Below are 25,760 nucleotides of genomic sequence, written 5' to 3'. Positions count from 1 at the left end.
GGCCCCCCCCGGCCCCCCCCCCCCCCCCCGGGGACCCCCCCCCCCCGGGGGGGGCCCCCCCCCCCCCCGGGGGCGGGGGCCCCCCCCGCCGGGGCCCCAGCGGGCCCGGGGGCGCCGCGGGGGGGGGGGCCCCCGGCGCCGGGGGGGGGGGGGGGTGGGCGGGTGGGGGGGGGGGGGGCGCCGGCCGGCGGGGGGGGGGGGGGGCGCGGCCCCGGGGCGGGCCCCCCCTCTCTCACGGGATCAGCTGCAGCCGCTGGTCGAGCCGCAGCCCTCGCAGATGTAGCAGGAACCGGCTCGCTGCATCTTCGTGCCGCAGGAGAAGCACAGCGGTGCGTCGGCCTGGATGCCGAGCTGCATCTCCACCAGTTCGGCGCTGGTGTGTGCCTGCCTCGGGGCGGCCTTGGCCACAGCGGCCTCGGCCTGGGGTGCGGACACGGCCTTCAGCTCGGTCTGACGCGGTGCGGACTGGGCCAGGCCCTCCACGTCGACTTCGTCCTCGGTCGGCTCGTAGGAACCCGTCTCCAGGTGGCGCTGGCGCTCCTCGGCGGAGTGGATGCCGAGCGCGGAGCGCGTCTCGAAAGGCAGGAAGTCCAGGGCCAGACGGCGGAAGATGTAGTCGACGATCGACTGCGCCATCCGCACGTCCGGGTCATCGGTCATACCGGCCGGCTCGAAGCGCATGTTGGTGAACTTGGAGACGTACGTCTCCAGGGGCACGCCGTACTGGAGGCCGACAGAGACGGCGATGGAGAAGGCATCCATCATGCCCGCGAGGGTCGAGCCCTGCTTGGACATCTTCAGGAAGACCTCACCGAGACCGTCGTCCGGGTAGGAATTGGCCGTCATATAGCCCTCGGCGCCGCCGACGGTGAAGGACGTGGTGATGCCGGGACGTCCCTTCGGGAGCCGCTTGCGGACCGGACGGTACTCGACGACCTTCTCGACCTTGGGGGCCGCTTCGGCCTTGGCCTCGGTCTTCTTGTCGTCGTCCTTCTTCTTGGCGGAGAGCGGCTGGCCGACCTTGCAGTTGTCGCGGTAGATGGCGAGCGCCTTCACGCCCATCTTCCATGCCTCGAAGTAGATCTCCTCGACCTCTTCGACGGTCGCCGACTCCGGCATGTTGACCGTCTTGGACAGAGCCCCGGAGATCCACGGCTGGATCGCGGCCATCATGCGGACGTGGCCCATCGGGGAGATCGCCCGCTCGCCCATGGCGCAGTCGAACACCTCGTAGTGCTCGTGCTTGAGGCCGGGGGCGTCGATCACGTTGCCGTGCTCGGCGATGTGGGCGACGATCGCCTCGATCTGCTCCTCCTGGTAGCCCAGGCGGCGCAGGGCCTGCGGGACGGTGCCGTTGACGATCTGCATCGAGCCGCCGCCGACCAGCTTCTTGAACTTGACCAGGGCGAGGTCCGGCTCCAGGCCGGTGGTGTCGCAGGACATCGCGAGCCCGATGGTGCCGGTCGGCGCGATGACGGAGGCCTGGGCGTTGCGGAAGCCGTTCTTCTCGCCGAGGCGCTGCACGTCCTGCCATGCCTCCGTGGCGGCGGCCCAGACCGGCGTGTCCAGGTCGTCCATGCGGACGGCCGTGCCGTTGGCGTCGCCGTGCTGCTTCATGACGCGCTTGTGGGCGTCGGCGTTGCGGGCGTAGCCGTCGTACGGGCCGACGACCGCGGCGAGTTCGGCGGAGCGGCGGTAGGACGTGGCGGTCATCAGGGAGGTGATGGCACCGGCGAGGGCGCGGCCGCCCTCGGAGTCGTAGGCGTGGCCGGTGGCCATCAGCAGAGCACCCAGGTTGGCGTAGCCGATGCCGAGCTGGCGGAACGCGCGCGTGTTCTCGCCGATCTTCTGGGTCGGGAAGTCGGCGAAGCAGATGGAGATGTCCATCGCGGTGATGACGAGTTCGACGACCTTCGCGAAGCGCTCGACCTCGAACGACTGGTTGCCCTTGCCGTCGTCCTTCAGGAACTTCATCAGGTTCAGCGAGGCGAGGTTGCAGGACGTGTTGTCCAGGTGCATGTACTCGCTGCAGGGGTTCGAGCCGTTGATCCGGCCGGACTCCGGGCAGGTGTGCCAGTGGTTGATGGTGTCGTCGTACTGGATGCCGGGGTCGGCGCAGGCCCAGGCGGCCTCGGCCATCTTGCGGAACAGGTCCTTGGCCTCGACCTCCTCGATGACCTCGCCGGTCATCCGCGCGCGGAGGCCGAACTTTCCGCCTCGCTCGACGGCCTTCATGAACTCGTCGTTGACACGGACCGAGTTGTTGGCGTTCTGGTACTGGACGGACGTGATGTCGTCGCCGCCCAGGTCCATGTCGAAGCCCGCGTCGCGCAGGGCGCGGATCTTCTCCTCCTCCTTCACCTTGGTCTCGATGAAGTCCTCGATGTCGGGGTGGTCGACGTCGAGGATGACCATCTTGGCGGCCCGGCGGGTGGCTCCGCCGGACTTGATCGTTCCTGCGGAGGCGTCGGCGCCCCGCATGAAGGAGACCGGACCCGAGGCATTGCCTCCGGAGGAGAGCAGTTCCTTGGAGGAGCGGATACGGGAGAGGTTCAGGCCGGCACCGGAACCGCCCTTGAAGATCATCCCCTCTTCCTTGTACCAGTCGAGGATCGACTCCATGGAGTCGTCGACGGACAGGATGAAGCAGGCAGAGACCTGCTGGGGCTGGGGCGTGCCCACGTTGAACCAGACGGGGCTGTTGAAGCTGAAGATCTGGTGCAGGAGGGCGTACGCCAGCTCGTGCTCGAAGATCTCGGCGTCGGCGGGCGAGGCGAAGTACTTGTGGTCCTCTCCGGCCTTCCGGTACGTCTTCACGATGCGGTCGACCAGCTGCTTGAGGCTGGTCTCGCGCTGCGGGGTGCCCACGGCACCACGGAAGTACTTGCTGGTGACGATGTTGACCGCGTTCACCGACCAGAAGTCGGGGAACTCGACGCCACGCTGCTCGAAATTGACCGAGCCGTCGCGCCAGTTGGTCATGACGACGTCACGACGCGCCCACTCCACCTCGTCGTACGGGTGTACGCCGGGGGTGGTGTGGATGCGCTCGATACGCAGCCCCTTGGTGGCCTTGGCACCCTTGGCTCGGGAACCTCGTGCCGGACCGCTCGCCGTCTCTGTCATGCCGCCTCCCTGTACGGGCTAAAACGCCCTGAAGTGCCGCGATGTTCCCGTGGCACGGTGTTCTGTCATGTGTTGCGAGCACCTACACGCTGCCGCCCGCAACAAGTCTTCGATCGCCGCCGTCGGGCCGGATCCCGGACCTCTGGTCCGCTCCGGCACCCCCTCAGTCGGCGGCGTGGGCGGGCACCGGGACCTCGACGGCCCCTCCGCGCCCGCGCTCGTCCTTCCGGCCCCCCGATCCCGCGTCTTCGTCGTCCGCGGCAGGGCCCTGCCTCGCCTTCCTCAGCTCGGCGATCGCCGCCTCGAAGTCCTCAAGCGAGTCGAACGCCCGGTAGACGGACGCGAACCGCAGATAGGCGACGAGGTCCAGTTCCTGCAACGGGCCGAGTATGGCCAGCCCCACGTCGTGCGTGGTCAGCTCGGCGCTTCCGGTGGCCCGCACCGCCTCCTCGACCCGCTGGCCGAGCTGGGCGAGCGCGTCCTCCGTGACAGGCCGCCCCTGGCACGCCTTGCGCACACCGTTGATGACCTTGGTACGGCTGAAAGGCTCGGTGACCCCCGACCGCTTGACCACCATGAGCGAACACGTCTCCACGGTCGTGAAGCGACGGGAGCAGTCCGGGCACTGTCGGCGCCTGCGGATCGACGTGCCGTCATCGGTCGTACGACTGTCCACGACACGGCTGTCGGGGTGCCTGCAGAAGGGGCAGTGCATGATCTCCAACCCTCCTCACAGCAGACCCAATGGCCTCGACAGACCACCCGGGTCCCTCGAAGCAGCCCCCAGCATAGGCGATCTCTCGGACACCGAAGACCCGGGGGACCACAACTTGTGGGCAGCTGTAGCAATCCAACCACTAGATGTGGTGCTTGGCTCAATACTTCAGCACGCGCGCGTGTCGCGCGAGCGCCCTGCGGGGAATACGGAGATACCGTGGATGCCGCACGGAGGACACGTAGGACTCCGGCGCAGATGAGGACCGGCTCCCGGCCGACGGGCCGCCGGATGGCAGACTGACTGCACAACCCACGAGGTCGGCACCTCGGCGGTGAAGAGTACAACAATGAGGCTCTTTATCCGCCGGGCGCCGTGTTAGCCATACACCCAGACATGTGATCGCGGGAGACGAACCGCGTTTTTTCACTCGAACGTGTGTTTGGCGCAACCTTTCGAAAGCAACTACCGTTGTGCAGCAGGGAGACCATCGAGAGGGGCCGACGTGACCACCACCGCAGACAGTGCCGCCATCACTGCCCAGGACCGCCCCCAGGGCCGAATTGAGCCGGTGCATGCCATGAACGATGCCGCGAGTCCCGAAGCGCACAAGCGCTCCATGCCTGGCCGACCTCCAGGCATCCGGGCGGACAGTTCGGGACTCACCGATCGGCAGCGCCGAGTCATCGAGGTCATCCGGGACTCCGTGCAGCGGCGTGGTTACCCACCGTCGATGCGGGAGATCGGCCAGGCAGTCGGCCTGTCCAGCACCTCCTCGGTCGCGCACCAGCTGATGGCGCTCGAACGCAAGGGATTCCTGCGTCGCGACCCGCACCGCCCGCGCGCGTACGAGGTCCGCGGTTCCGACCAGACCATGACCGTGCAGCCCACGGACACCGCCGGCAAGCCCGCCGCTTCTTACGTGCCCCTGGTCGGCCGTATCGCCGCCGGTGGCCCGATCCTGGCCGAGGAGTCGGTCGAGGACGTCTTCCCCCTCCCCCGCCAGCTGGTGGGCGACGGCGAGCTGTTCGTCCTGAAGGTCGTCGGCGACTCCATGATCGAAGCGGCGATCTGCGACGGCGACTGGGTCGCCGTCCGCCGCCAGCCGGTCGCCGAGAACGGCGACATCGTCGCCGCGATGCTGGACGGCGAGGCCACCGTCAAGCGCTTCAAGCGCGAGGACGGCCATGTCTGGCTCCTCCCGCACAACTCGGCCTACGAGCCGATCCCCGGCGACGACGCGACCATCCTGGGGAAGGTCGTCGCCGTCCTGCGCCGCGTCTGACGGCCGGACGGGCGAGCCCTCGGTTCGTCCCCTGACCGGGCCCCGGAACCCCTGCGCCGGTTCCGGGGCCCTGCCCTGCGCGTACGGAAATGGGCAGCCGTCGTATCCAGGAAAACCGGCCGCCGTCGGCCCAGCACCGTGGGTGGGTCTGTCCCCGCTCAGGGACAGACCCACCCACGGTCACTGCGCTTCCGCCTGCTGCGCGACGGCGTCGATGGCGGCGAGAGACTTGCGCACCTGGTTACGGTCCGTGGTGTACCAGAAGTCGGGCAGTGACGCCTTGAGGTAACTGCCGTACCGTGCCGTGGCCAGCCGCTGGTCCAGCACGGCGACCACGCCCCGGTCGCCCGACGCCCGGACGAGCCGGCCCGCGCCCTGCGCCATCAGAAGTGCCGCATGAGTGGCGGCGACCGCCATGAAGCCGTTGCCGCCCGCGTCCTCCACCGCCTTCTGCCGGGCGCTCATCAACGGGTCGTCAGGGCGCGGGAAAGGAATCTTGTCCATCACGACCAGCTGGCAGCTGGTCCCCGGGACGTCGACGCCCTGCCAGAGCGACAGCGTGCCGAACAGACAGGTCCTGGGATCGGCGGCGAAATTCTTGATCAGCTCGCCAAGGGTCTCCTCGCCCTGAAGCAGGATCGGGAACTCCGGGATCCGCGAACGCAAATCCTCCGCGGCGAGCTGGGCCGCCCGCATGGAGGAGAAGAGACCGAGAGCGCGACCACCCGCAGCCTGGATGAGTTCGGCCAGTTCGTCGAGCATATCGGCGCGATCACCGTCCCTGGCCGGTCGGGACAGGTGCTTGGCCACGTACAGGATTCCCTGTTTGCGATAGTCGAAGGGCGAACCGACGTCGATGCCCTTCCACTGGGGGAGATCTTCTCCCTCCGTGCCCTCCGGGGCGAGGCCCAGGGAGGCTCCGACCCCGTTGAAATCGCCGCCCAGCTTGAGCGTCGCGGACGCGAGGACGACGGAACGGTCCGCAAAGAGCTTCTCCCTGAGGAGCCCGGAGACGGACATGGGCGCAACCCGGAGGGAAGCGCCGAACCGGTCGTGGCGCTCGTACCAGACGACATCCCACTCGGAGCCGTTCGCCACGCGCTCCGCGACGTCGTGCACCGTCTCCACGGATGCCAGGGCCTGTTTGCGGATGGCGTCCTCGTCCTGCACCGACTTGTCCCGGGTCGCGCCGATCGCGGAGATGACAGTGCGAGCGGCGTCCCTCAGGGCCATCAGGGCGTAGGCAAGGTCCTCCGGGATCTCTTCCAAGCGGCCGGGCAAAGCCAGTTCCATCAGCCGCTCGAAGCCCTCGGCCGCGGTCTGGAGCTGGTCCGCTGCCTTCTCGTTGACGAGCTTCGCGGCGCGGCGCACCGCCCGGTTGACCTGGCCTGGAGTCAGCTCACCGGTCGCGACACCGGTGACGCGCGAAACGAGTTCGTGCGCCTCGTCCACGATCAGCACCTCGTGCTGCGGAAGCACCGGGGCGCCCTCGATGGCGTCGATCGCGAGCAAGGCGTGGTTGGTGACGACGACCTCGGCGAGTTTGGCCCGCTCTCGGGCCATCTCGGCGAAGCACTCCGCACCGTACGCACACTTCGAGGCGCCCAGACACTCCCGTGAGGAGACCGACACCTGCGCCCAGGCGCGGTCGGACGCACCGGGGGTCAGGTCGTCCCGGTCCCCCGTCTCGGTCTCGTCCGCCCAGTCCCGCAGTCGGAGCAGGTCCTGTCCCAGCTTGCTGGTCGGTGCCGCTGCCTCGAACTGGTCGAAAAGCCCCTCCTCCTCGTCCTGCGGCACACCCTCGCGAAGACGGTGCAGACACAGGTAGTTCGACCGCCCCTTGAGCATCGCGAACTCCGGGCGTCTGCGCAGCAACGGGTGCAGCGCCTCGACCGTGCGTGGGAGATCGCGCTCCACCAACTGGCGCTGCAGGGCCAAAGTGGCGGTCGCGACGACCACACGCTCCCCGTGGGCGAGCGCGGGCACCAGGTAACCCAGCGACTTACCGGTGCCGGTGCCGGCCTGGACCAGCAGATGGGAACCGTCGTCGATCGCCTCGGCGACGGATTCAGCCATGGTCACCTGACCGGGGCGCTCCGTGCCGCCGACGGCCTCGACAGCGGCATGGAGGAGTTGGGGGAGTGAGGGCTTCGTCATAGCCCGACCACCCTACGGCCCGGCACCGACAAACGCGTGATCAAGACGGGGAGGAAGGGCGGTCCGGAGAACGGTGGCGTTCGGCCGACACCAGCGCAAGGGCCGGGGAGTGTGCCGGACAGCCTCGGCAGGGGTCGGGGAAGGTCTGGGCGGATCATCGTGGGACTCCTCGGCGGATACGAGACGAGACGGTGGCGACGTGGCAGATGCGGGAAGCCACGGATTCGGGATCCACGAGAGGCCGGCGCGGTCCGGCGGTCCGGCGGTCCGGCTCCCCGGTCGAATTGACAGTGCAGAAACGGGAACCGGATCGGCGCGAGATACGTACTACATGTGAACGCGTCGTCACTCGGCGCTACAGCACATCGCGCAGTGACCGGTCGCGCATCATCAGAGCGGCCCGCTTGGCAGGCAGTTCGACCTCGGCGGCGAATCGGAAACCTGCGCTCAGAAAGGCGGCGATGGACGGAGTGTTGCGAAGGTCAGGCTCGGCCACGACTCGTGCGCAGGTCGGCCGTCGGCTCATAACCAAGTCGGCCACGGCTCTGAGCAGTGTGGAACCAAGACCCCGCCCCCGGTCGGCGACACCACCGACCAGAAGGTGGATTCCGGTGTCGTGCGGACGGGCCGGGTAGTGGCGGGCCAGTGGATCCAGGTCGGCCCGATAGATCTCCCAGTAGCTCATCGGAGTGTCGTCCAGCATGCCGAGACACGGGACACTGCGGCCGTCACCTGTGAGGTGGGCCCGCAGGTGGGCCTCGGTCCGCTCTGGTGAGCCGGCCAGTTCCCAGAACGCGGCGACGGCCGGGTCGTTCATCCAGCGGTTGATGAGCAGGAGGTCGTGGTAGAGGCGCACAGGGACCAGCCGGAACCGGCCCGCGGGCGTCGCGGTCACGCCCCAGGCCGCGACGTGGTCGAGCAGGTCGTCGCCCGCAACGGAGTATGGGGAGACGCCCGTCGAGGAGAACGGTCCAGTGTCCGCCGCGAGGCCCGCACCGTCGGCCTCGACCGCAAAGGACGAGTCGGCATCCGGAGACGGGCAGGACCGTGCGGAGTCCAACTCCCCGGCGCGCCGGCCGACGCCCGCCGCCTGGGCCGCCGCGGCCCGCGCCCAAGGCGGCTCTTGCTCACTGGACACGGCCACGGCCACGGCGAGCGGACCAGCAGCGGTCCCGCCTTCGCGGTCGTCCGGCTCCCCTGCGAAGAGGGCGATGAGTTCGTCGGGGAGGCGCAGGTCCAACGTGTCCTCGCTGTCCCCTCCGGAGTCGGAGCGGCCCGGGTGAGCGGGGATCGGGTCGGCATCGGTGTTCGCGTCGGTGGGAGGCACGGCGCGCTCCTCTCGGGGGCCGAGGTGCATCGCATTCCTCGGAGGGTGATGGAAATGGTCGTTGTTCGGTTCAGAAGTGAAGGGGGTTGGCGATGGTGACGTAGACGGACTGGGTGTCCACCGGTCCGACGAGTTCGTCGAGGCCGTGCAGCCGGGTCAGCAGGTTGGCCTTGCAGCGCAGGACAGGAGAGTCGAGCAGGCGGGCGGGCAGTGAAGTCCGCAGTTGTGTGGGCCCCGCGGCGGTACCGGCGAGGAAGCGACGGAACGCGGCCAGCAGCAGGCATTCGTCGGCGAGTTGCTGTGAACCGAACGCGCCGATCAGGCCGAACACATTGTTGATGGCGAGGTAGTAGGCAAACCGTTCGTCGGTGACCTCGTCGGAGACGAACGTGTCGCTGTGCTCACCGATGCCGGGCAGCCGGGCATCGAGTTCTGCTCGCCGGGACTCGCGGAAGTAGTAGCCCTGGTTGTCTCGGTAGCGGCCGCCTACGGGCCAGCCGTCGCCGTCCAGCAGGAGCAACGTGTTCTGCTGGTGCGCCTCCAGGGCGATCCCCGACTCACTGTCCAGCCACAGCACAGGACGCACGACCTGCTCCAGGTATCGCAGGAACCACTCCACGGCCACCGCTCCGCGTGGGCGGCCGGTCCGCTCGGCGATCCGCGTCATGACTTCGACCAGGCGTGAGCCGTGTGATGGTGTTGCCGGGGACACGGAGTGCGGGCCTGCGGCGGAGGGGGTCATGGGCCGAGGTGCGACGAGACCGGCAATGCAGGAGACGTCGTCGGCCGGCTCGAAGGGGTTGTGCCGGATCACCACGTCGAGGCCCTGAACGGGTCGGCCGGCCGGGTCGTCGACGGCCAGCCAAGCAGGGTCACGGACGATGTCGAAACCCGGATGCGCGGCCTTCCACTGCCGGGACAGGCCGGAGCGCAACAAGCGGTGTACCTCGATGCCGCGGTGGAGTTCCTTACGGAGGTTCTCCCGCCGGGAGTTGGTGATCCGGAGGGCCAGCGAGAGTTTGAGCATCGCGGGAGCGCCGGAGTGATGAACGGTGCGTACGGAGGAGGTGGGATTCCAGGGGGATCCGAAGGGACCGAGTTCCTGGAGGAGCCCTGCTTCGAGAAGGGCAACGATGTCCGTACGGTGCCGGATCTCACGCGACTGCCAGGGGTGCAGGGGCAGGGCGGCGTACCCGTCGGGCAGGGGCAGCCCCGGGCCGGCGAGCCGTGCCATGAGTTGCTCCGCTCGCAGGGGGCGTCCGCGTTCGGTCCAGGCCGAATCGGTGACGAGCAAGGGAGGTGCTACGGCCAGCCAGTGCAGAGGGAAGGAGCCACGCAATTCCGGTGAGTACGGACGGGCTTCGGCTTCGGACAGACCTTCGCGACTCTTCGGGGTGGGGTGCAGCGGGTGCCCGAGCAGGAGCGCCTGTTCGGCGCTGAGGAACCGGTCGTGGCCGTCGGCAGGGCGGGCACGGCGGTCGCTGATGAAGGCGGAAGTACGGCGGACCGAATCAGCCACCCGTGCAATCAGGTCTCCGCAGTCGGTGCTCACCGTGGTGTCCGAGGTGGCGGGATCGGTGCCGCTACCGCTGTCCGTCTCCCGGGCGATCAGCGCGGCGAGCATCGCGGCGTCGATCGGTGGGGCGCCTTCGGGAGCACCGGCCAGGCGTGGGGGTCCGAAGCGGTGCCAGCCGGTCGGGGACCAGTAGCGAACGGGTGCGGTCAGCGCCGTGCCGCTGTTCGGCAGTGGGATACGGAGGGCGTGCGGGGTGACGTCGGGTGCGGTGAGGTTCGTCTCGCGGACCCAGCAGCGGAGCAGGTTCTCCACGGCGGCGCTCTGGGCGGCCGTATGGGGGTCGGCATGCTCCAGTAGGTCGTCGGACGCGCCAGGTGAGCGGTTCCCTTCCGGGGTCCGTGGCCGCTGGTCGGGTACCCACTCGGCTTCCGGTGACGGCGAGGGCTGGGCGTCCCGGAAGGTGGTGTCAGGGGCATGGGAGCGGCCGCAGGGGGTGGAGTTGGTGTTCAAGACTGTTCCTTGGGAGCGCGCGGAGCAGGTGATCGACGGCCTCCGAGGTCGCTCGACCTCGTGCGGCGAAGAGCCTGGGCGGTGATGCGATGGTGAAGGGACGTGGTTCATGAGGGAGCGAAGGGGGTGATTCCTGGACGGGACGACAGTGCGGTGGCATGGACAACACGTGGCATGAAGGGCTCACGGGAGGATGCCGGGGCGGGGTGAGGTCATGGTCTGTTGTGGCCGTCCCGCGTGTGCCGTCCGACTCATGCCTCCCGTCCGGGCGTAGCTTCCGTGCAGGGGGATTGCTCGGTGCGGACGGTGCCGGGCTGGCCTGTGCGGCCTGTGGCGTGCAGGGGACGGTCTATGGCGGGACGGCCGGTGCGGCCCGGTACCGGCGTCGGAATGTTGGTGTGGTGGCTGCGGGTACGGGTCGCCGCATCGCGGGCCGGTCGGCGTTTCCGGGTGGTGTCGTGCGTGGCGTGTGCGCCTCCGGACGTCTCGCCGGACACTGAATCGCTTGCCGAGTCGGTCGCAGCCACAGCTCCGCGTCCTCCCGCTGTCCAGAGGCGAGTTGATCCACGGGACCGGGCATGGGCAGCACAGGCCCCTCGCCGCTACAACCTCGGACCGCTCACCTGGTTACGGGTTGTTTCAAGATCCTTGCCGTGACGTAGTTGTTGCTGTTCCATCAGGAGCCGCCCACAGCGAGCGCATAGTGTGTGAAGCCGTGCGCAGGGGCCGTACGGGAGGCATTAACTCCCCGGAGTTGCAGCTGACTTCGCGGTCGCAGCACCGAGTTTCCTTACCACCGGGGGGAGTCAAGATCATGCGATCGATACGGCGGTCCTGCAGCGTTCGCCGTGGGAGGGGTGCGGGCCGCGGAACCTCCCGCGTGCTGGCGGCCGTGGCCCTCGCCTCGGCGTTGGCACTCACCGCCACCGCGTGCACCATCGGCGGCAACGACGACGCGGGCGGACGGCCGACCGCCTCCGCGGACGGTGGGGACGGCAAGATCACGATCCCGGACGACATCAAGGACAAGCTCAAAGAGCACGGGATCGACCTCGACCAGTGGAAGAACGGCGCCTGGAAGAACTGGGACAAGGACGACTGGCTTCGTGAGGCCAACGAGTTCATCAATCCGATCATCAAGGGACTGTGGAACCCGGACCGGATGCGGGAGGCCGACGACCCGGACCGGGCTGTCGACGACAATGACCTCTCCGGTGACCAGGGCGTGACCGACCCGACGCCGGCGCCGGTCAAGGCGCAGGCCGTGCAACCGCCGTATCACACCAACGCGGCCACCGCGGGCAAGGTGTTCTTCGACTCCCCCGAGGGCGCATCGGTCTGCTCGGCGACAGTGGTGGAGGACCCGGCGCATCCCGGCAAGTCCAACCTGGTGTGGACCGCGGGGCACTGTGTACATGCCGGCAAAGAGGGCGGCTGGTACCGCAACATCGCGTTCGTGCCGTCGTACAACGACCAGGGCATGACCAACGAGGAGGTGCAGAGCGCCACCAAGGGGCAGATCGCTCCGTACGGGATCTGGTGGGGTGACGGGGCGCAGACCTCGCAGCAGTGGATCGAGCAGGGCGGTCGGACGGGCGGGGAGGGCGCCTCGTACGACTTCGCCGTGATCCATGTGACGGCCGAGCAGGGGGGCAGTGGCAAGTCTCTGGAGGAGACGATCGGTTCTGCGCTGCCGGTGGACTTCGCGGCCCCGGCGGTGCCGAAGGTGCGGAGCGTCACGGCGACGGGCTATCCGGCGGCGGCACCGTTCGACGGCCAGTCGCTGTATCAGTGCCAGGACAGCCCGGGCCGGCTGTCGATCAGCAAGTCGGACCCGACGATGTACCGCATCGGCTGCACGATGACCGGCGGATCGTCCGGTGGTGGCTGGGTGGAGACCGGTTCCGACGGCAAGCCCGTGCTGGTGTCCAACACGTCCATCGGACCGGCGAGTTCGGGGTGGCTGGCCGGGCCTCGGCTGGGTGGCGTGGCCAAGGGCGTGTACAGCGCGGTCAGCGGGAAGTTCGCCGAACGGTAGCGGCCGGCCGGCATGGCCGGGCTGTGGGGCGGTGGAGTGTCCGCTGGGAAACCTTCACCGCCCCGCCTCCCCATCGTCCGGCCATCTCATCGTCCCGCCGCCCCATCGCCTCGCTGCCTCGCCGTCCCGCTACCCCATCACCCCGCTGTCTCACCGTCCCGGCGCCTCACCACACTGCCGTCACCTTCCCGTCTCGCCCCGCCGCGGGTCATCGTGGCAAAGGAGCCGCTGCGGCAGGCTGAGCAGCAAGTGGCCACGGCAGGCCGAAGGCGAAGGTGCGCTCCCGTGGTAGGGCTGCGGGGCGGGCCTTCGCCTTCGGGGTGCGTCGCGGTGGTTCAGGCGAGCGGTGCGGGGACGTACGGCGCAAGGTCGGCTGCCAGTTCCTCGTGCACCCGGGCCTTGAGCAGAGTGCCCTCCGCGGTGTGCTCCTCGGAGATCACCTCGCCCTCGGTGTGGGTGCGCGCGACCAGTTTGCCGTGCGTGTAGGGCACCAGGGCCTCGATCTCGACCGAGGGCCTCGGCAGTTCGTCGTCGATGAGAGCAAGCAGTTCGTCGATGCCGCGGCCGGTGCGGGCCGAGACCGCGATGGACCGCTTCTCGACGCGCAGCAGCCGCTGCAGCACCAGTGGGTCGGCTGCGTCCGCCTTGTTGATCACGACGATCTCGGGCACATCGGTGGCGCCGACATCCCTGATCACCTCGCGCACGGCGGCGAGCTGCTCCTCCGGGGTCGGGTGCGAGCCGTCCACCACGTGCACGATCAGGTCGGAGTCACCGACCTCCTCCATGGTGGAGCGGAACGCCTCGACCAGGTGATGCGGCAGGTGCCGGACGAAGCCGACGGTGTCGGCGAGCGTGTACACCCGGCCGCTCGGGGTCTCCGCCCGGCGGACGGTCGGGTCCAGGGTCGCGAACAGGGCGTTCTCGACCAGGACACCCGCGCCGGTCAGGCGGTTGAGCAGGGAGGACTTGCCGGCGTTGGTGTAGCCCGCGATGGCGACGGACGGCACCTTGTGACGCCTGCGCTCCTGGCGCTTGATCTCGCGCCCCGTCTTCATCTCCGCGATCTCCCGGCGCATCTTCGCCATCTTCTCGCGGATCCGTCGCCGGTCCGTCTCGATCTTGGTCTCACCGGGTCCACGGGTGGCGAGGCCGCCGCCCTTGCCGCCGCCCATCTGGCGGGACAGCGACTGACCCCAGCCGCGGAGCCTGGGCAGCATGTACTGCATCTGCGCGAGCGCCACCTGCGCCTTGCCCTCCCGGGACTTGGCGTGCTGGGCGAAGATGTCCAGGATCAGGGCCGTGCGGTCGATGACCTTGACCTTGACGACGTCTTCCAGGTGGATCAGCTGGCCCGGGCTGAGTTCACCGTCGCAGATGACGGTGTCCGCGCCCGTTTCGAGAACGATGTCGCGCAGTTCTTCGGCCTTGCCGGAGCCGATGTAGGTGGCCGGGTCGGCCTTGTCACGGCGCTGGACGACGCCGTCGAGCACGAGCGCACCGGCGGTCTCCGCGAGGGCAGCCAGCTCCGCGAGGGAGTTCTCGGCGTCCTGCGCGGTGCCGGAGGTCCAGACCCCGACGAGCACGACCCGCTCCAGGCGGAGCTGCCGGTACTCGACCTCGGTGACGTCCTCCAGTTCGGTGGAGAGGCCGACCACGCGCCGCAGGGCCGCGCGCTCGGAGCGGTCGAGCTGGTCGCCGTCCCGCTCTCCGTCGATTTCGTGGCTCCAGGCGACGTCCTCTTCCATCAGGGCATCGGCCCGAAGACCTTCGGGGTGATCATGCGCGAGGCGGTTGCGCCTGGTGTCCTGGGAAGTGGAAGAAGAGGAGGTCATTTGGTCCTTACGTCGCAGTGGATTGCGTACGGCGGTCTTCTTGGACAACGCACGAGAGCCGCGGGAGATTCCCGGGTCCGGTGCCGCGCCGACCTCACGATGGTCGCACGGCACGGCCCGTCTCGTCACCGGCTTATCGCCCGCTCTCAGCCCACGCCCTCCAGCGCCGGGGTCTTCCTCGGCGGTTCCGCGGCGATTTCCGTGATCGGCTCGGCGGCAATCTCCGTGGCCGGTACGCGGGCATGCTCGGGGACTGGCCCGTGAGCGTTCTTGGGGGCCGGCCCGTGGGCCGTGGACGGCGCCTGGGCATTCTTGGTGGCCGGCTCCGGGGCTTTCTTCGCGGGCGGTGTGGACTTCCAGTCCGGGTGTCCGGGCATCGGCGGGGTCTTCGCGCCGTACAGCCAGTCCTTGAAGAACCCGGTCAGGTCGCGTCCGGCGATGGCCGAGGCGAGGCGTACGTAGTCGGCGGTGGTCGCGGTGTTGTCCCGGTGGGTCTGCACCCAGACGCGTTCCAGTCGTTCGAAGGCGGGGCGCCCGATCTCCTGGCGCAGTGCGTAGAGGATCAGTGCGGCGCCGTCGTAGACGTTCGGCCGGAAGATCCCGATCTTCTGTCCCTGCTTGGGCGGCTTGGGCGCGGCGGGCGGGCCGCCGGAGTCCCGCCAGCGGTCGGAGGCGCCGTAGGCGGCCTTCATCCGGTCCGCCATGGGCCGGTCGGCCTTCTCCTCCGCGTACAGGGCCTCGTACCAGGTGGCGTGGCCTTCGTTGAGCCACAGATCGGACCACGTGCGCGGGCTGACGCTGTCGCCGAACCACTGGTGGGACAGCTCGTGCACCATGATCGACTCGACGTACCACTTGGGGTAGGCCGGTCCGGTGAACAGTTCCTTCTCGAACAGGGACAGCGTCTGTGTCTCCAGTTCGAAGCCGGTGGCCGCCTGGGCCATGAGCAGGCCGTAGGTCTCGAAGGGGTAGTTTCCGACCTTGCTCTCCATCCAGGCGATCTGGTCGGGAGTCCTGGCCAGCCAGGGTTCGAGGGCCTTGCGGTCGGCGGTCGGCACGACGTCGCGGACGAGCATTCCGTGCGGGCCCTTGCGGTGCAGCACGCTGGAGCGGCCGATGGACACCTGGGCGAGTTCGGTGGCCATGGGGTGCCGGCTGCGATACGTCCAGGTGGTCGCGGAGCCGACCCGGTCCACACCGGTCGGCAGACCGTTGGCGACGGCCGTGTAGTCGTTGGGGGCGGTGATCCGGAAGGTGAACAGCGCCTTGTCCGACGGGTGGTCGTTGCACGGGAAGACGAGGTGCGCGGCGTCGGCCTGGTTGGCCATGGCGAGGCCGTCCGTGGTGCGCACCCAGCCGCCGTCCCGGTCCCCTGTGGGTCTCGGGTCGCTGGTGTGCCGGATGGTGATCCGCAGCCAGTCACCCTGGGGCAGCGGCCTGTCCGGAGTGATGACCAGGTCGTCCCCGGCCCGGGCGAAACCTGCCGCCTTGCCGTCGATCTCCACGGACTCGACCGTGCCGTGCGCGAAGTCGAGGTTGAGCCGGTCCAGGACGGTGGTCGTCCAGGCGTCGATGGTGGTGACGGCCTTGAGGGGTTTGTCGTTGCTGCCGGGATAGGTGAGGTCGAGGTCGTACGACGCCACGTTGTATCCGGGGTTGCCGAGGTACGGGAAGAGTCGGTCGCCGACGCCCAGCGGTGCGGCGGGGGCACTCGCGGACAGCAGGCACAGGGACACGGCGGCGGCCAGGAGGGCGGCCTTCCGGCCCCGGGCCGCCCGGGGCGACCGGGTTCGGGAGGTGAGCAGCATGCACCACCGCTACCAGCGCGCGCGTGCGCGACCGTGGCGACTCGCGCCCGGCCCACTCGAACGGGTTGGTCCGGTGGGCGTCGCAGGGCCTCCCGAGCCCGCCGCCGGACCTCCTGGGCCTGTCGTGGGGCCGCACCGGGCCTGCCACCGGACGCCCGCCGACGGCCGGCCTCGGCTGTGACACTGCCTTCGACGTCGGCTCCGCTGGCAAGCCGGAACCCGGCACCGCCCGGGCGCCGAGCCGAGGTCCGGCGCGACCGGACCCGCACAGGATGCCGAAGCCCGGGCTCGGGCCGGAAAGCGGCTCAGGCGTGCGGGTCCTGGTGATGGGCGCGGCCCACGTCATAGACGCCGGGTACGTTGCGCATGGCCCGCATCAGGGCCGGGAGACGGGTCGCGTCGGGCAGTTGCAGGGTGTAGGTGTGGCGGACGCGCTGCTGGCTGGGCGGTTCGACGGTCGCTGAGACGATTTCGGCGCCCTCCAGGGCCATCGCCTCGGTGAGGTCGGCGAGCAGATGGGGTCGGCCGAACGATTCGGCGACCAGCGTGACCCGGCATGCGGCGCTGTCGCCCCAGCGCACGCCGATCTCCGCGCGCCCCCCGCTTTTCATGCTGGTGACCGCGGCGCAGTGCACGCGGTGCACGGTCACCACGCCGCCACGCACGCAGAAGCCGGTGATCTCGTCGGGCGGTACGGGCGTACAGCACCCGGCGAGTCGTACGACGGCCCCGGGGCGGTCGACGACGAGGTCTGCGCCTCCGAGGCGGGAGCCCCCCTTTTCGGCACGCGTGCCGTGGCCCTTGGAGCGCCTGCCGTGGTCTGCCCGTACGCCGTCGTCCGCGGGGCGCGCGCCCGGCGCCCCGCCGACAGGGGCGTCCACGCCCTCGCGCCCGGCTCCGGCAGCGGGACGGCGGAGGGCGTCCTCGGCTGCGGGTGCGGCCGGGTCGGCGGCGGCCGTCCCGGACCGCGGGCCGGCCGCGCCGCCGGGAGTGCGGGCCGTGTCGGCACGGCGCTGTCCGAGCCGCACGGGCTCCCCCGCCGGATCCTGTGCCGGCGCCTCCGGATGTGCCGCGAGCCACCGCTGGATGGCGATCCGCGCGGCCGGGGTGTGGGCGTGCTCCAGCCAGTCCCGGGAGGGTTCCGAGGCCGGGTCCTGGCCCATGAGGAGCTGGACGGAGTCGCCGTCCCTGAGGACGGTGCTGAGGGTGGCGAGGCGGCCGTTGACGCGGGCGCCGATGCAGGCGTGCGCGTCCTCGCCGTACTGGGCGTAGGCGGCGTCCACGCAGGTGGCGCCCTCGGGCAGGCCCAGCGTGCCGCCATCGGGCCGGAAAACGGTGATCTCGCGGTCCTGGGCCAGGTCTTCGCGCAGGGTGGACCAGAAGGTGTCGGGGTCGGGGGCGCCCCGCTGCCATTCCAGGAGCCGGGAGAGCCAGCCGGGGCGGGTCGGGTCGGCGCGTTCGCCGTCGGCCGCCGAGGTGTGTTCGTCGGCGGGCGGCGCGTAGGGGTTGCCGAGGGCGACCACGCCCGCCTCGGCGACGCGGTGCATCTGGTGGGTGCGGATGAGGACTTCGGCGACCTGGCCGTCGGCGCGGGCGACGGCGGTGTGCAACGACTGGTACAGGTTGAACTTGGGTACGGCGATGAAGTCCTTGAACTCCGAGACGACGGGCGTCATGCAGGTGTGCAGCTCGCCCAGCACGCCGTAGCAGTCCGCGTCCTCGCTGACCAGGACGAGCAGGCGTCCGAAGTCGGCGCCGCGCAGCCGTCCGCGCTTGCGGGAGACGCGGTGCACGGAGACGAAGTGCCGTGGGCGGATGAGGACTTCGGCCTGGATTCCGGCGTCGCGCAGGACCATGCGGGTCTCGTCGGCGATCACGGCCAGGGGGTCTTCGGGGCGGGCCGCGTTGTCGGCGATCAGCTGCCGGGTGCGCGCGTACTCCTCGGGGTGGAGGATCGCGAAGACGAGGTCTTCCAGCTCGGTCTTGAGCGCCTGGACGCCCAGCCGTTCGGCGAGCGGGATCAGGACGTCGCGGGTCACCTTGGCGATCCGGGCCTGTTTCTCGGGGCGCATCACGCCGAGGGTGCGCATGTTGTGCAGCCGGTCGGCGAGTTTGATCGACATCACGCGGACGTCGTTGCCGGTGGCGACGAGCATCTTGCGGAAGGTCTCGGGCTCGGCGGCCGCCCCGTAGCCGACCTTCTCCAGCTTGGTGACCCCGTCGACCAGGTACCGGACCTCCTCGCCGAACTGTTCACGCACCTGGTCCAGCGTCACCTCGGTGTCCTCGACCGTGTCGTGGAGCAGGGAGGCCGTCAAGGTGGTGGTCTCGGCGCCGAGTTCGGCGAGGATCAGGGTCACGGCGAGGGGGTGCGTGATGTAGGGCTCGCCGCTCTTGCGCAGCTGGCCGCGGTGCGAGGACTCGGCCAGGACGTAGGCACGGCGCAGCGGTTCGAGGTCGGCGTCGGGGTGGTGCGCACGGTGGGCATCGACGACATGGCCGATCGCGGCGGGCAGCCGGTCGCGGGCGGCGGGGCCGAGCAGCGCGGCCCGCCCGAGCCGGCGCAGGTCGATCCGGGGGCGGGCCTTCCTGCGGGCCACTGCAGGAACTGCAGGACCGGGCGTCGCAGGGTTTGTGGCCTCCGCACTCATGGGCACCTCCGGCTCGTGGACCGGCGGACGGAGACCCGGGGCATACGAGGCTCAGGGATGGCGACGTCCCCCCGTCCGTGCCGGTGCTTGATGCTATCGAGCCCATCACGCCCGACTGACCGCCTCTCGCCGAGCGTGAAACGGATCACCCATTCGAGCGACGATCCGGAGGTTTACGATCGCGCCGAGCGCGCTGGGGTCGGTCGTGGTTTCGAACCGGTTCACTCGACGGAGGACACCTGCGACCGTGGCTTCGAACTGGTGCACTGATCCGTGGACGCCATCGGCCGCGGAAACGGCGACCGCGGTCTCGAACTGGTTCGCCGAGCCGCGGACACCGTCGGCCGCGAACGCGCCTGTCCCGGTGGTCGCGCCGCGCTTCGCGGGGTCGGTTCCTGGGCGGCCGAGCCCCGCTCGCGCGTCAGCGGACCGCGTTCTCCAGCCATTCGGCGTCGATCTCGCCCTCGGCCACGATCACCGCGGGACCGGTCATGTCGATCTCGCCGTCCGGCCGCAGGGTGATCACCAGGCGTCCGCCGGGCAGGTCGACGGTATAGGTCGCGGGCGCTCCGGTGACGGCGGGGTCGGCGCCGTCCCGGCGGGCGGCGGCCACGGCGACGGCGCACGCGCCCGTGCCGCAGGAGCGGGTCTCGCCGGAGCCGCGCTCATGCACCCGCATGGCGACGTGCCGGGGCCCACGGTCGACGACGAACTCGATGTTGGCTCCGTCGGGGTAGGCGGCGGCCGGGCTGTACGGCGGCGCGGCGAGAAGGTCGCCCGCCTGCGCGAGGTCGTCGACGAAGGCGACAGCGTGCGGGTTGCCCATGTTCACGTTCCGCGCGGGCCAGCTGCGCTCGCCGACGCCGACCGTCACCTCTCCCTCGGGCAGCTGCGCACGACCCATGCCGACCGTGATGTCGCCGTTCTTGGCGATGTGCACGGTCTTCACACCCGCGCGCGTGGCGATGGCGAGGTCGCCTTCGTCCGTGTGCCCGGCGTGCTGGAGGTAGCGGGCGAACACCCTCGCCCCGTTGCCGCACATCTCCGCGATCGACCCGTCGCCGTTGCGGTAGTCCATGAACCATTCGGCGTCGGACGCCATCCCCACGGCTTCCGGGTGGGCCGCGGAGCGCACCACGTGCAGCACGCCGTCGCCGCCGAGGCCGGCGCGGCGGTCGCACAGGGCTGCGACGACGGCCGACGTCAGGTCGAGGGCGTTGTCCGGGTCGGGGACGATCACGAAGTCGTTCTCGGTGCCGTGACCCTTGAGGAAGGCGATCCGCGTGCTCATTCCTCGATCGTAAGGGGTTGCCCTGACATCGCCGATCCTGCGGCGGTGCCGGGGCCTGCGGCGGTTTCGAGACCCACTACGGTTTCGGGAGTCCTACGGCGGTTCCAGGATCCATGGCGGCTCCGAGATCTACGGCAGTTGCGGGGCCCACGGCGGTTTCAGGACAGATGACTCACCGATCGTGCGGGGGTGCTGGGCGCCGCGGCGTCACCGCGTCCGGCCGACCTGCCCCTGCCCCTGCCCCTGAGCGTCCGCAGCAGTGGCATCAGTGGCGCAGCCGGGCCACCCGCCACACGGCGAGCACCGCCACCACGGCCACGACCAGGACGTAGGCCAGGAGGACGCGCCAGTCGGGGCGGCGTCCGGAGCCACGTGGGGGCAGTCCCGGCAGGGTGTGTCCGACCCGGCGGGCGGCCATCATGCCCCAGCCCGCCGAGCAGGCACAGATCAGCAGTCCGAGCATCGCGATCACCGCGCCGCTGTCGCCGAAGTCGAAGGCGAGCGGGAAGGCGAACATGAGCGAGCCGACCGCGGCCAGGGCCACGATGGGGGCGAGCTGCCAGATACGCAGCCGACGCTGCGGCCGCAACTCGACCTCGACCTCGGGCCCGCTGGTGAACATCTCCTCGGGCTCCGGCCCGTCGTCGGTCACACCACCCGGCGTCTCGTCGGGTCCGTCGGGGCTCAGGCCGTCCTGGTCCTGCTCCGCTTCGCCCCTTGCGGTGGCGGCGTGCTCGGTGTCTTGTGCGGTGTCGCGAGGGCCGGCCTCCATCGCCACGCGCCCTCCCAACTCGGACTCCACTTGGTCGATCGAAGCTCGATGATGGCATGGCGCCACAGGCCCCGATGGCCGGCGGCGCATCCCGATGCCATCACGTGATCAGGCTGTGACCGGTCGTTCGACCAACGCCAGTGCGAGGTGCGGAAGTTCCGAACGGTCCGCCACGGCCCCGCTCAACCAGTGCACACGGGGGTCGCGTCTGAACCACGAATCCTGGCGGCGCGCGAAGCGTTTGGTGGCGCGTACGGTCTCCGCACGGGCCTCCTGTTCGGTGCATTCCCCGGACAGTGCCGCGAGCACCTGCTGGTAGCCGAGTGCGCGCGACGCCGTACGCCCCTCGCGCAGGCCGCGCGCCTCCAGTGCGCGCACCTCGGCGACGAGTCCCGCCTCCCACATGCGGTCGACCCGGCGGGCGATGCGTTCGTCGAGTTCGGGGCGGGCCACGTCGACACCGATCTGGATCGTGTCGTAGACCGAGTCATGGCCCGGGAGGTTGGCGGTGAAGGGGCGGCCCGTGATCTCGATCACTTCGAGGGCCCGGACGATACGGCGGCCGTTGCTGGGCAGGATCGCCTGGGCGGCCTGGGGGTCGGCGGCGGCGAGACGCGCGTGCAGGGCGCCCGAGCCGCGCAGTGCGAGTTCGTCCTCCAGCCTGGTCCTGACCTCGGGGTCGGTGCCGGGGAACTCCAGGTTGTCGACCGCGCCGCGGACGTACAGGCCCGAGCCGCCGACCAGGATCGGCCAGCGTCCCTGGGCGAGCAGGGCGTCGATCCGGGCGCGGGCCAGCCGCTGGTACTCGGCGACGGACGCGGTGACCGTGACGTCCCAGATGTCCAGCAGATGGTGCGGGACGCCACCGCGCTCCTCGGGCGTCAGTTTGGCGGTGCCGATGTCCATGCCGCGGTAGAGCTGCATGGAGTCGGCGTTGATCACCTCGCCGCCGAGCCGCTGGGCGAGGAAGACGCCCAGATCGGACTTGCCCGCCGCGGTGGGTCCGACGACGGCGATGACTCGGGGGGTGGGGGGTGCACTGCTCACCGCCCCAGTTTCGCAAACCCCCGGGCCGTATTTCGATCGGGTTGTGCGACGGTCGCGCTCAGGCCCGGAAGACCGGGATCCGCTGTCCGCCCGGCGGTTGCCGGCGGGGCTCCGCGGGCGGCCCGGCAGAGGTCCTTCAGGCTCCGCCGGATCCCGCCGGGTGGGCTACGGCACCCGCCCGATCGCGTCGGCCCTGTCGCCCGCCTCCTTGGCCCGCACGCCCCTGGCCCGCCCCGCCGAGCGAGGCCGCGGGCCGACCGGCAGGGCCGCACGCCCCGCCCGGCACCGTGCCACGCTCCCCTGGGCCGGTTCGAAGGCCGCCGAGAATGGTTCGGAGTCACGCGCATTTCCGCCCGCGCGGGTACCGTATGGAGCGTATGTGGGCACTTCACGTACGGGCACCCGAAGGAAGCGGATACGGGCGCGTCGCCCCGAGTTCCGGTCGCCCCGGCCCAACCATGGCGCGGGCGCCGCGGGGACGACGGGGACGGTGCGGGTGCTCGCACGCAACCGTCCGGCAAGGAGAGTGGACCATGGGTCTTTTCGACAATGTGAAGGCCAAGCTGGGCCCGGCCAAGGAAAAGGTGTCGGACCTCGCCCAGCAGCACGGGGGCAAGATCCAGGACGGTCTCGACAAGGCCGCCAAGGTGGTCGACGAGAAGACCAAGGGCAAGTACAGCGACAAGATCCACGCGGGTACCCACAAGGCCAAGGACGCCATGGACCGGATCGCGCACAAGGGCGAGTCCGAGGCGGACGGCGGCGCCACCGGCGCGAGTGGGACCACGCCGACCGGTACGGCGGGCACGTCGGAGACACCCCCGCCGTCCTCCTGATCATGTGGTCCGCGTCCCGGGACGCGGACCACATGCCTTACGACCAGGCCGCCACCAGGTACCCCACGCCGTAGGGTGCGTCCTCGTAGAGGAGCGTGCCGGTCAGGTCCGCGCCCTCGGCGGCGCCCGCCAGGATCTGCCACGGGGCGCGGCCCGAGACCTTCAGTTCGTACGCCAGCTCGGTGTCCAGGGCCATGACTGCCGCCCAGTCCGACACTCCCAGCGCCCGCGCGACCTCCGCGTCGAACGGCGTCGCCCGCTCGTCCAGGTACCCCGGTGCCTTGAGCGTGCGGCACGCGCTGGCGTCGCCCATCACCAGCAGTGCCGTCCGCGCGGCCCGCGCGCCGATTTCCTTTCCCACTTCGATACACCGCTCGGGCGCGAGCGGTTCCCCCACACCGAGTCCCTCGATCGGGGCGTCGGCCCAGCCGGTCCGTTGCAGCAGCCAGGCGGCGACGGCGAGCGACGGCGGCAGCTCGCGTTCGGCGGCCGCAACGTCCCCGGCGGGACCCAGCCGCACGTCGAGATCCACACCGAACCCGCGGAACGATCCCCGGGCGCCCTGCGGGTGGGCACCGCGCCCTTCCGGCTCGGCGGGCCCGACGACCACCAACCGGTCGGGGCGGGCCGCCGCCAGCACACCGAGCGCGTCCGTGCACGCGGCCCGCGCGGCGTCCAGTTCCGCCGCGGCGCCCGCGGCGACCTCGGGCACGAGAAGGGGCGGACAGGGGCAGACGGCGGCGGCGACGAGCATGACCGGCAGCGTACGTCAGTCGCAGCCGCAGGCGCCCGCGGCGACCGGCGAAGGCTCCGGTGCGCCGATCTTCGGCAGGCCCAGCATGACGCCGGCCGGCTCGGCGGATACCTCGGCGGTGCGCTTCTCCCACGCGTCACCCGCGCGCGTACGGCGCACGTCGAGGACGGGTCCCTCGGCGAGCAGGTGGTGCGGGGCGGCGTACGTCACCGCCACGGTGACCATGTCGCCGGGGCGCACCGGCCGCTCGGGCCGGGTGAAGTGGACCAGGCGGTTGTCGGGGGCACGGCCCGAGAGGCGGTGGGTGGCGCCGTCCTTGCGGCCCTCGCCCTCCGCGACCATCAGCTCCAGGGTGCGGCCGACCTGCTTCTTGTTCTCCTCCCAGGAGATCTCCTCCTGAAGGGCGACGAGCCGCTCGTAGCGTGCCTGGACGACCTCCTTGGGGATCTGGCCGTCCATGGTGGCGGCCGGGGTTCCGGGCCGCTTGGAGTACTGGAAGGTGAACGCCTGCGTGAAGCGCGCCTCGCGGACGACGGCCAGGGTCTGCTCGAAGTCCTCCTCCGTCTCCCCGGGGAAGCCCACGATGATGTCGGTGGTGATCGCCGCGTACGGGATCGCGGCGCGCACCTTCTCGATGATCCCCAGGTAACGGTCCTGCCGGTAGGAGCGGCGCATGGCCTTCAGGACGGTGTCGGACCCGGACTGGAGCGGCATGTGCAGCTGCGGCATGACGTTCGGTGTCTCGGCCATGGCGGCGATCACGTCGTCGGTGAAGTCGCGGGGGTGCGGCGAGGTGAAGCGCACCCGCTCCAGGCCCTCGACGGAGCCGCAGGCGCGCAGCAGTTTGCTGAACGCCTCGCGGTCGCCGATGTCGGAGCCGTACGCGTTGACGTTCTGGCCGAGCAGGGTGATCTCGGAGACGCCCTCGGCGACCAGGGCCTCGACCTCGGCGAGGATGTCGCCGGGACGGCGGTCCTTCTCCTTGCCGCGCAGCGCGGGGACGATGCAGAAGGTGCAGGTGTTGTTGCAGCCGACGGAGATCGACACCCAGGCCGCGTACGCGCTCTCGCGCCGGGTCGGCAGGGTCGAGGGGAACGCCTCCAGCGACTCGGCGATCTCGACCTGGGCCTCCTGCTGCACGCGGGCGCGCTCCAGCAGGACCGGGAGCTTGCCGATGTTGTGCGTGCCGAAGACGACGTCCACCCAGGGCGCCTTGTCCACGATCGTGTCCCGGTCCTTCTGCGCCAGGCAGCCGCCGACCGCGATCTGCATCCCGGGGCGCTGTGCCTTCCGCGGCGCGAGCCGTCCCAGGTTGCCGTACAGGCGGTTGTCGGCGTTCTCGCGCACGGCGCACGTGTTGAAGACGACGACGTCCGCGTCGCCGTCTGATCCCTCGGGCGCGCGCACATAACCGGCTTCTTCGAGCAGACCGGACAATCGCTCGGAATCGTGGACGTTCATCTGGCACCCGTAGGTGCGGATTTCGTAGCTCTTAGGTACTCGAACGTCCACTGCGGGGCTCCGGTCGCTGCTGCTGGTCATTCCTCAAGGGTAGGCGCTTCCCGGCGGGCCCCCGCCGGTGCGCCCCGTGGGCCCGCCGCCGGGTCCGGGCGGCGCACCCGGCGGCGGGGACCGCACCCGCCCGGGAGGCGAGGTCAGGCGCCTTCGGGGACCCGGTCGCCGGGGGCCCAGCCCTGGCGGCGCAGGACCGCGGAGACGTCCGGTGCCTCGTAGTGATCGCCCTTGAGCACCTTGCCGTCGGCCCGGCGGGAGATCTGTCCGTCGGGCCCGACCTTGCTCATGTTGGAGCGGTGCACCTCGGCCAGCACCGCGTCGAGGTCGATCCCGTGCACCAGCGCCGTGCCGTACGCCACGTAGACCACGTCGGCCAGTTCGTGCGCGAGCCGGTCCAGCGGGCCCGTGACCGAGACCTCGGCGACCTCCGCGGCCTCCTCGGCCAGCAGTTCCCCGCGGTGCGCGGCCAGTTCGGGCGACACCTCGGCCGGTCTGCTGCGGGCGTCCAGGCCGAAGGCGAGGTGGAACTCACGGACGAGGCCGGCGGGCGAAGAGGTCATACGGCGACTGTAGCGGC

General features: G+C 70.4%; 17 protein-coding genes. 3 read left to right on the top strand and 14 right to left on the bottom strand.

What is annotated here, in order from left to right; all coding sequences use genetic code 11:
- Nucleotides 1–240 precede the first annotated feature (240 nt).
- A complete protein-coding gene (locus ACFYPJ_RS34250; RefSeq protein ID WP_389025498.1) occupies nucleotides 241–3,126 on the bottom strand; it encodes a vitamin B12-dependent ribonucleotide reductase in 2,886 nt (961 codons plus the stop codon).
- Between the two features lie 163 nt (nucleotides 3,127–3,289).
- The gene (nrdR, locus tag ACFYPJ_RS34245; RefSeq protein WP_389025497.1) at nucleotides 3,290–3,841 is read right to left on the bottom strand and encodes a transcriptional regulator NrdR; all 552 of its coding nucleotides are present in this window, start codon (nucleotides 3,839–3,841) and stop codon (nucleotides 3,290–3,292) included.
- A 505-nt stretch (nucleotides 3,842–4,346) separates the two neighbouring features.
- Between nrdR and lexA the strand changes: the two genes are divergently transcribed.
- Nucleotides 4,347–5,126, top strand: coding sequence for a transcriptional repressor LexA (lexA, locus tag ACFYPJ_RS34240; RefSeq protein WP_389025496.1), 780 nt, complete (start codon nucleotides 4,347–4,349; stop codon nucleotides 5,124–5,126).
- A gap of 180 nt (nucleotides 5,127–5,306) precedes the next feature.
- Here the strand turns inward: lexA and ACFYPJ_RS34235 are convergent, their stop codons facing one another.
- From ACFYPJ_RS34235 to ACFYPJ_RS34225, 3 genes are all read right to left on the bottom strand, one after another.
- Entirely contained in the window at nucleotides 5,307–7,283 is a 1,977-nt protein-coding gene (locus tag ACFYPJ_RS34235) for an ATP-dependent DNA helicase (protein WP_389025495.1), read from the bottom strand.
- A 355-nt stretch (nucleotides 7,284–7,638) separates the two neighbouring features.
- Nucleotides 7,639–8,610, bottom strand: coding sequence for a GNAT family N-acetyltransferase (locus tag ACFYPJ_RS34230; protein ID WP_389025494.1), 972 nt, complete (start codon nucleotides 8,608–8,610; stop codon nucleotides 7,639–7,641).
- A 70-nt stretch (nucleotides 8,611–8,680) separates the two neighbouring features.
- A complete protein-coding gene (locus ACFYPJ_RS34225; RefSeq protein ID WP_389025493.1) occupies nucleotides 8,681–10,747 on the bottom strand; it encodes an IucA/IucC family protein in 2,067 nt (688 codons plus the stop codon).
- Between the two features lie 703 nt (nucleotides 10,748–11,450).
- Between ACFYPJ_RS34225 and ACFYPJ_RS34220 the strand changes: the two genes are divergently transcribed.
- Nucleotides 11,451–12,674, top strand: a complete 1,224-nt coding sequence (locus ACFYPJ_RS34220) for a trypsin-like serine peptidase (RefSeq protein WP_389025492.1) — start codon at nucleotides 11,451–11,453, stop codon at nucleotides 12,672–12,674.
- A gap of 335 nt (nucleotides 12,675–13,009) precedes the next feature.
- Here the strand turns inward: ACFYPJ_RS34220 and hflX are convergent, their stop codons facing one another.
- The 6 genes from hflX to miaA all read right to left on the bottom strand — a co-directional run bounded on the left by hflX (nucleotide 13,010) and on the right by miaA (nucleotide 22,078).
- On the bottom strand, nucleotides 13,010–14,509 hold the full coding sequence (hflX, locus tag ACFYPJ_RS34215) for a GTPase HflX (RefSeq protein WP_389025491.1): 1,500 nt from the start codon (nucleotides 14,507–14,509) through the stop codon (nucleotides 13,010–13,012).
- Nucleotides 14,510–14,655: 146 nt separating this feature from the next.
- The gene (locus tag ACFYPJ_RS34210; protein ID WP_389025490.1) at nucleotides 14,656–16,317 is read right to left on the bottom strand and encodes a M1 family aminopeptidase; all 1,662 of its coding nucleotides are present in this window, start codon (nucleotides 16,315–16,317) and stop codon (nucleotides 14,656–14,658) included.
- A gap of 305 nt (nucleotides 16,318–16,622) precedes the next feature.
- Nucleotides 16,623–18,968: a RelA/SpoT family protein gene (locus ACFYPJ_RS34205; protein ID WP_389025489.1), complete on the bottom strand. Its 2,346-nt coding sequence runs from the start codon at nucleotides 18,966–18,968 to the stop codon at nucleotides 16,623–16,625.
- Nucleotides 18,969–19,389: 421 nt separating this feature from the next.
- Complete coding sequence (dapF, locus tag ACFYPJ_RS34200) at nucleotides 19,390–20,259, bottom strand: diaminopimelate epimerase (RefSeq protein ID WP_389025488.1); 870 nt, start codon at nucleotides 20,257–20,259, stop codon at nucleotides 19,390–19,392.
- Between the two features lie 265 nt (nucleotides 20,260–20,524).
- Nucleotides 20,525–21,031 (bottom strand): hypothetical protein, encoded by a 507-nt coding sequence (locus ACFYPJ_RS34195; RefSeq protein ID WP_389025524.1) that lies wholly within the window; start codon nucleotides 21,029–21,031, stop codon nucleotides 20,525–20,527.
- Between the two features lie 108 nt (nucleotides 21,032–21,139).
- Entirely contained in the window at nucleotides 21,140–22,078 is a 939-nt protein-coding gene (miaA, locus tag ACFYPJ_RS34190) for a tRNA (adenosine(37)-N6)-dimethylallyltransferase MiaA (RefSeq protein ID WP_389025487.1), read from the bottom strand.
- A 533-nt stretch (nucleotides 22,079–22,611) separates the two neighbouring features.
- Here miaA and ACFYPJ_RS34185 point away from each other — a divergent pair.
- Nucleotides 22,612–22,914 (top strand): antitoxin, encoded by a 303-nt coding sequence (locus ACFYPJ_RS34185; RefSeq protein ID WP_389025486.1) that lies wholly within the window; start codon nucleotides 22,612–22,614, stop codon nucleotides 22,912–22,914.
- 37 nt (nucleotides 22,915–22,951) lie between these two features.
- Here ACFYPJ_RS34185 and ACFYPJ_RS34180 read toward each other — a convergent pair whose 3' ends face one another.
- The 3 genes from ACFYPJ_RS34180 to ACFYPJ_RS34170 all read right to left on the bottom strand — a co-directional run bounded on the left by ACFYPJ_RS34180 (nucleotide 22,952) and on the right by ACFYPJ_RS34170 (nucleotide 25,743).
- A complete protein-coding gene (locus tag ACFYPJ_RS34180; protein ID WP_389025485.1) occupies nucleotides 22,952–23,668 on the bottom strand; it encodes a class III extradiol dioxygenase subunit B-like domain-containing protein in 717 nt (238 codons plus the stop codon).
- Between the two features lie 15 nt (nucleotides 23,669–23,683).
- Nucleotides 23,684–25,210: a tRNA (N6-isopentenyl adenosine(37)-C2)-methylthiotransferase MiaB gene (gene miaB, locus ACFYPJ_RS34175; RefSeq protein ID WP_389025484.1), complete on the bottom strand. Its 1,527-nt coding sequence runs from the start codon at nucleotides 25,208–25,210 to the stop codon at nucleotides 23,684–23,686.
- Nucleotides 25,211–25,323: 113 nt separating this feature from the next.
- Nucleotides 25,324–25,743, bottom strand: coding sequence for a MazG nucleotide pyrophosphohydrolase domain-containing protein (locus tag ACFYPJ_RS34170; protein ID WP_389025483.1), 420 nt, complete (start codon nucleotides 25,741–25,743; stop codon nucleotides 25,324–25,326).
- Nucleotides 25,744–25,760: the final 17 nt, after the last annotated feature.

The organism is Streptomyces sp. NPDC006012 (assembly GCF_042871185.1).
In the GTDB taxonomy this organism is placed as follows: Bacteria; Actinomycetota; Actinomycetes; order Streptomycetales; family Streptomycetaceae; genus Streptomyces.
This window is presented reverse-complemented; position numbering and strand designations above follow the sequence as displayed.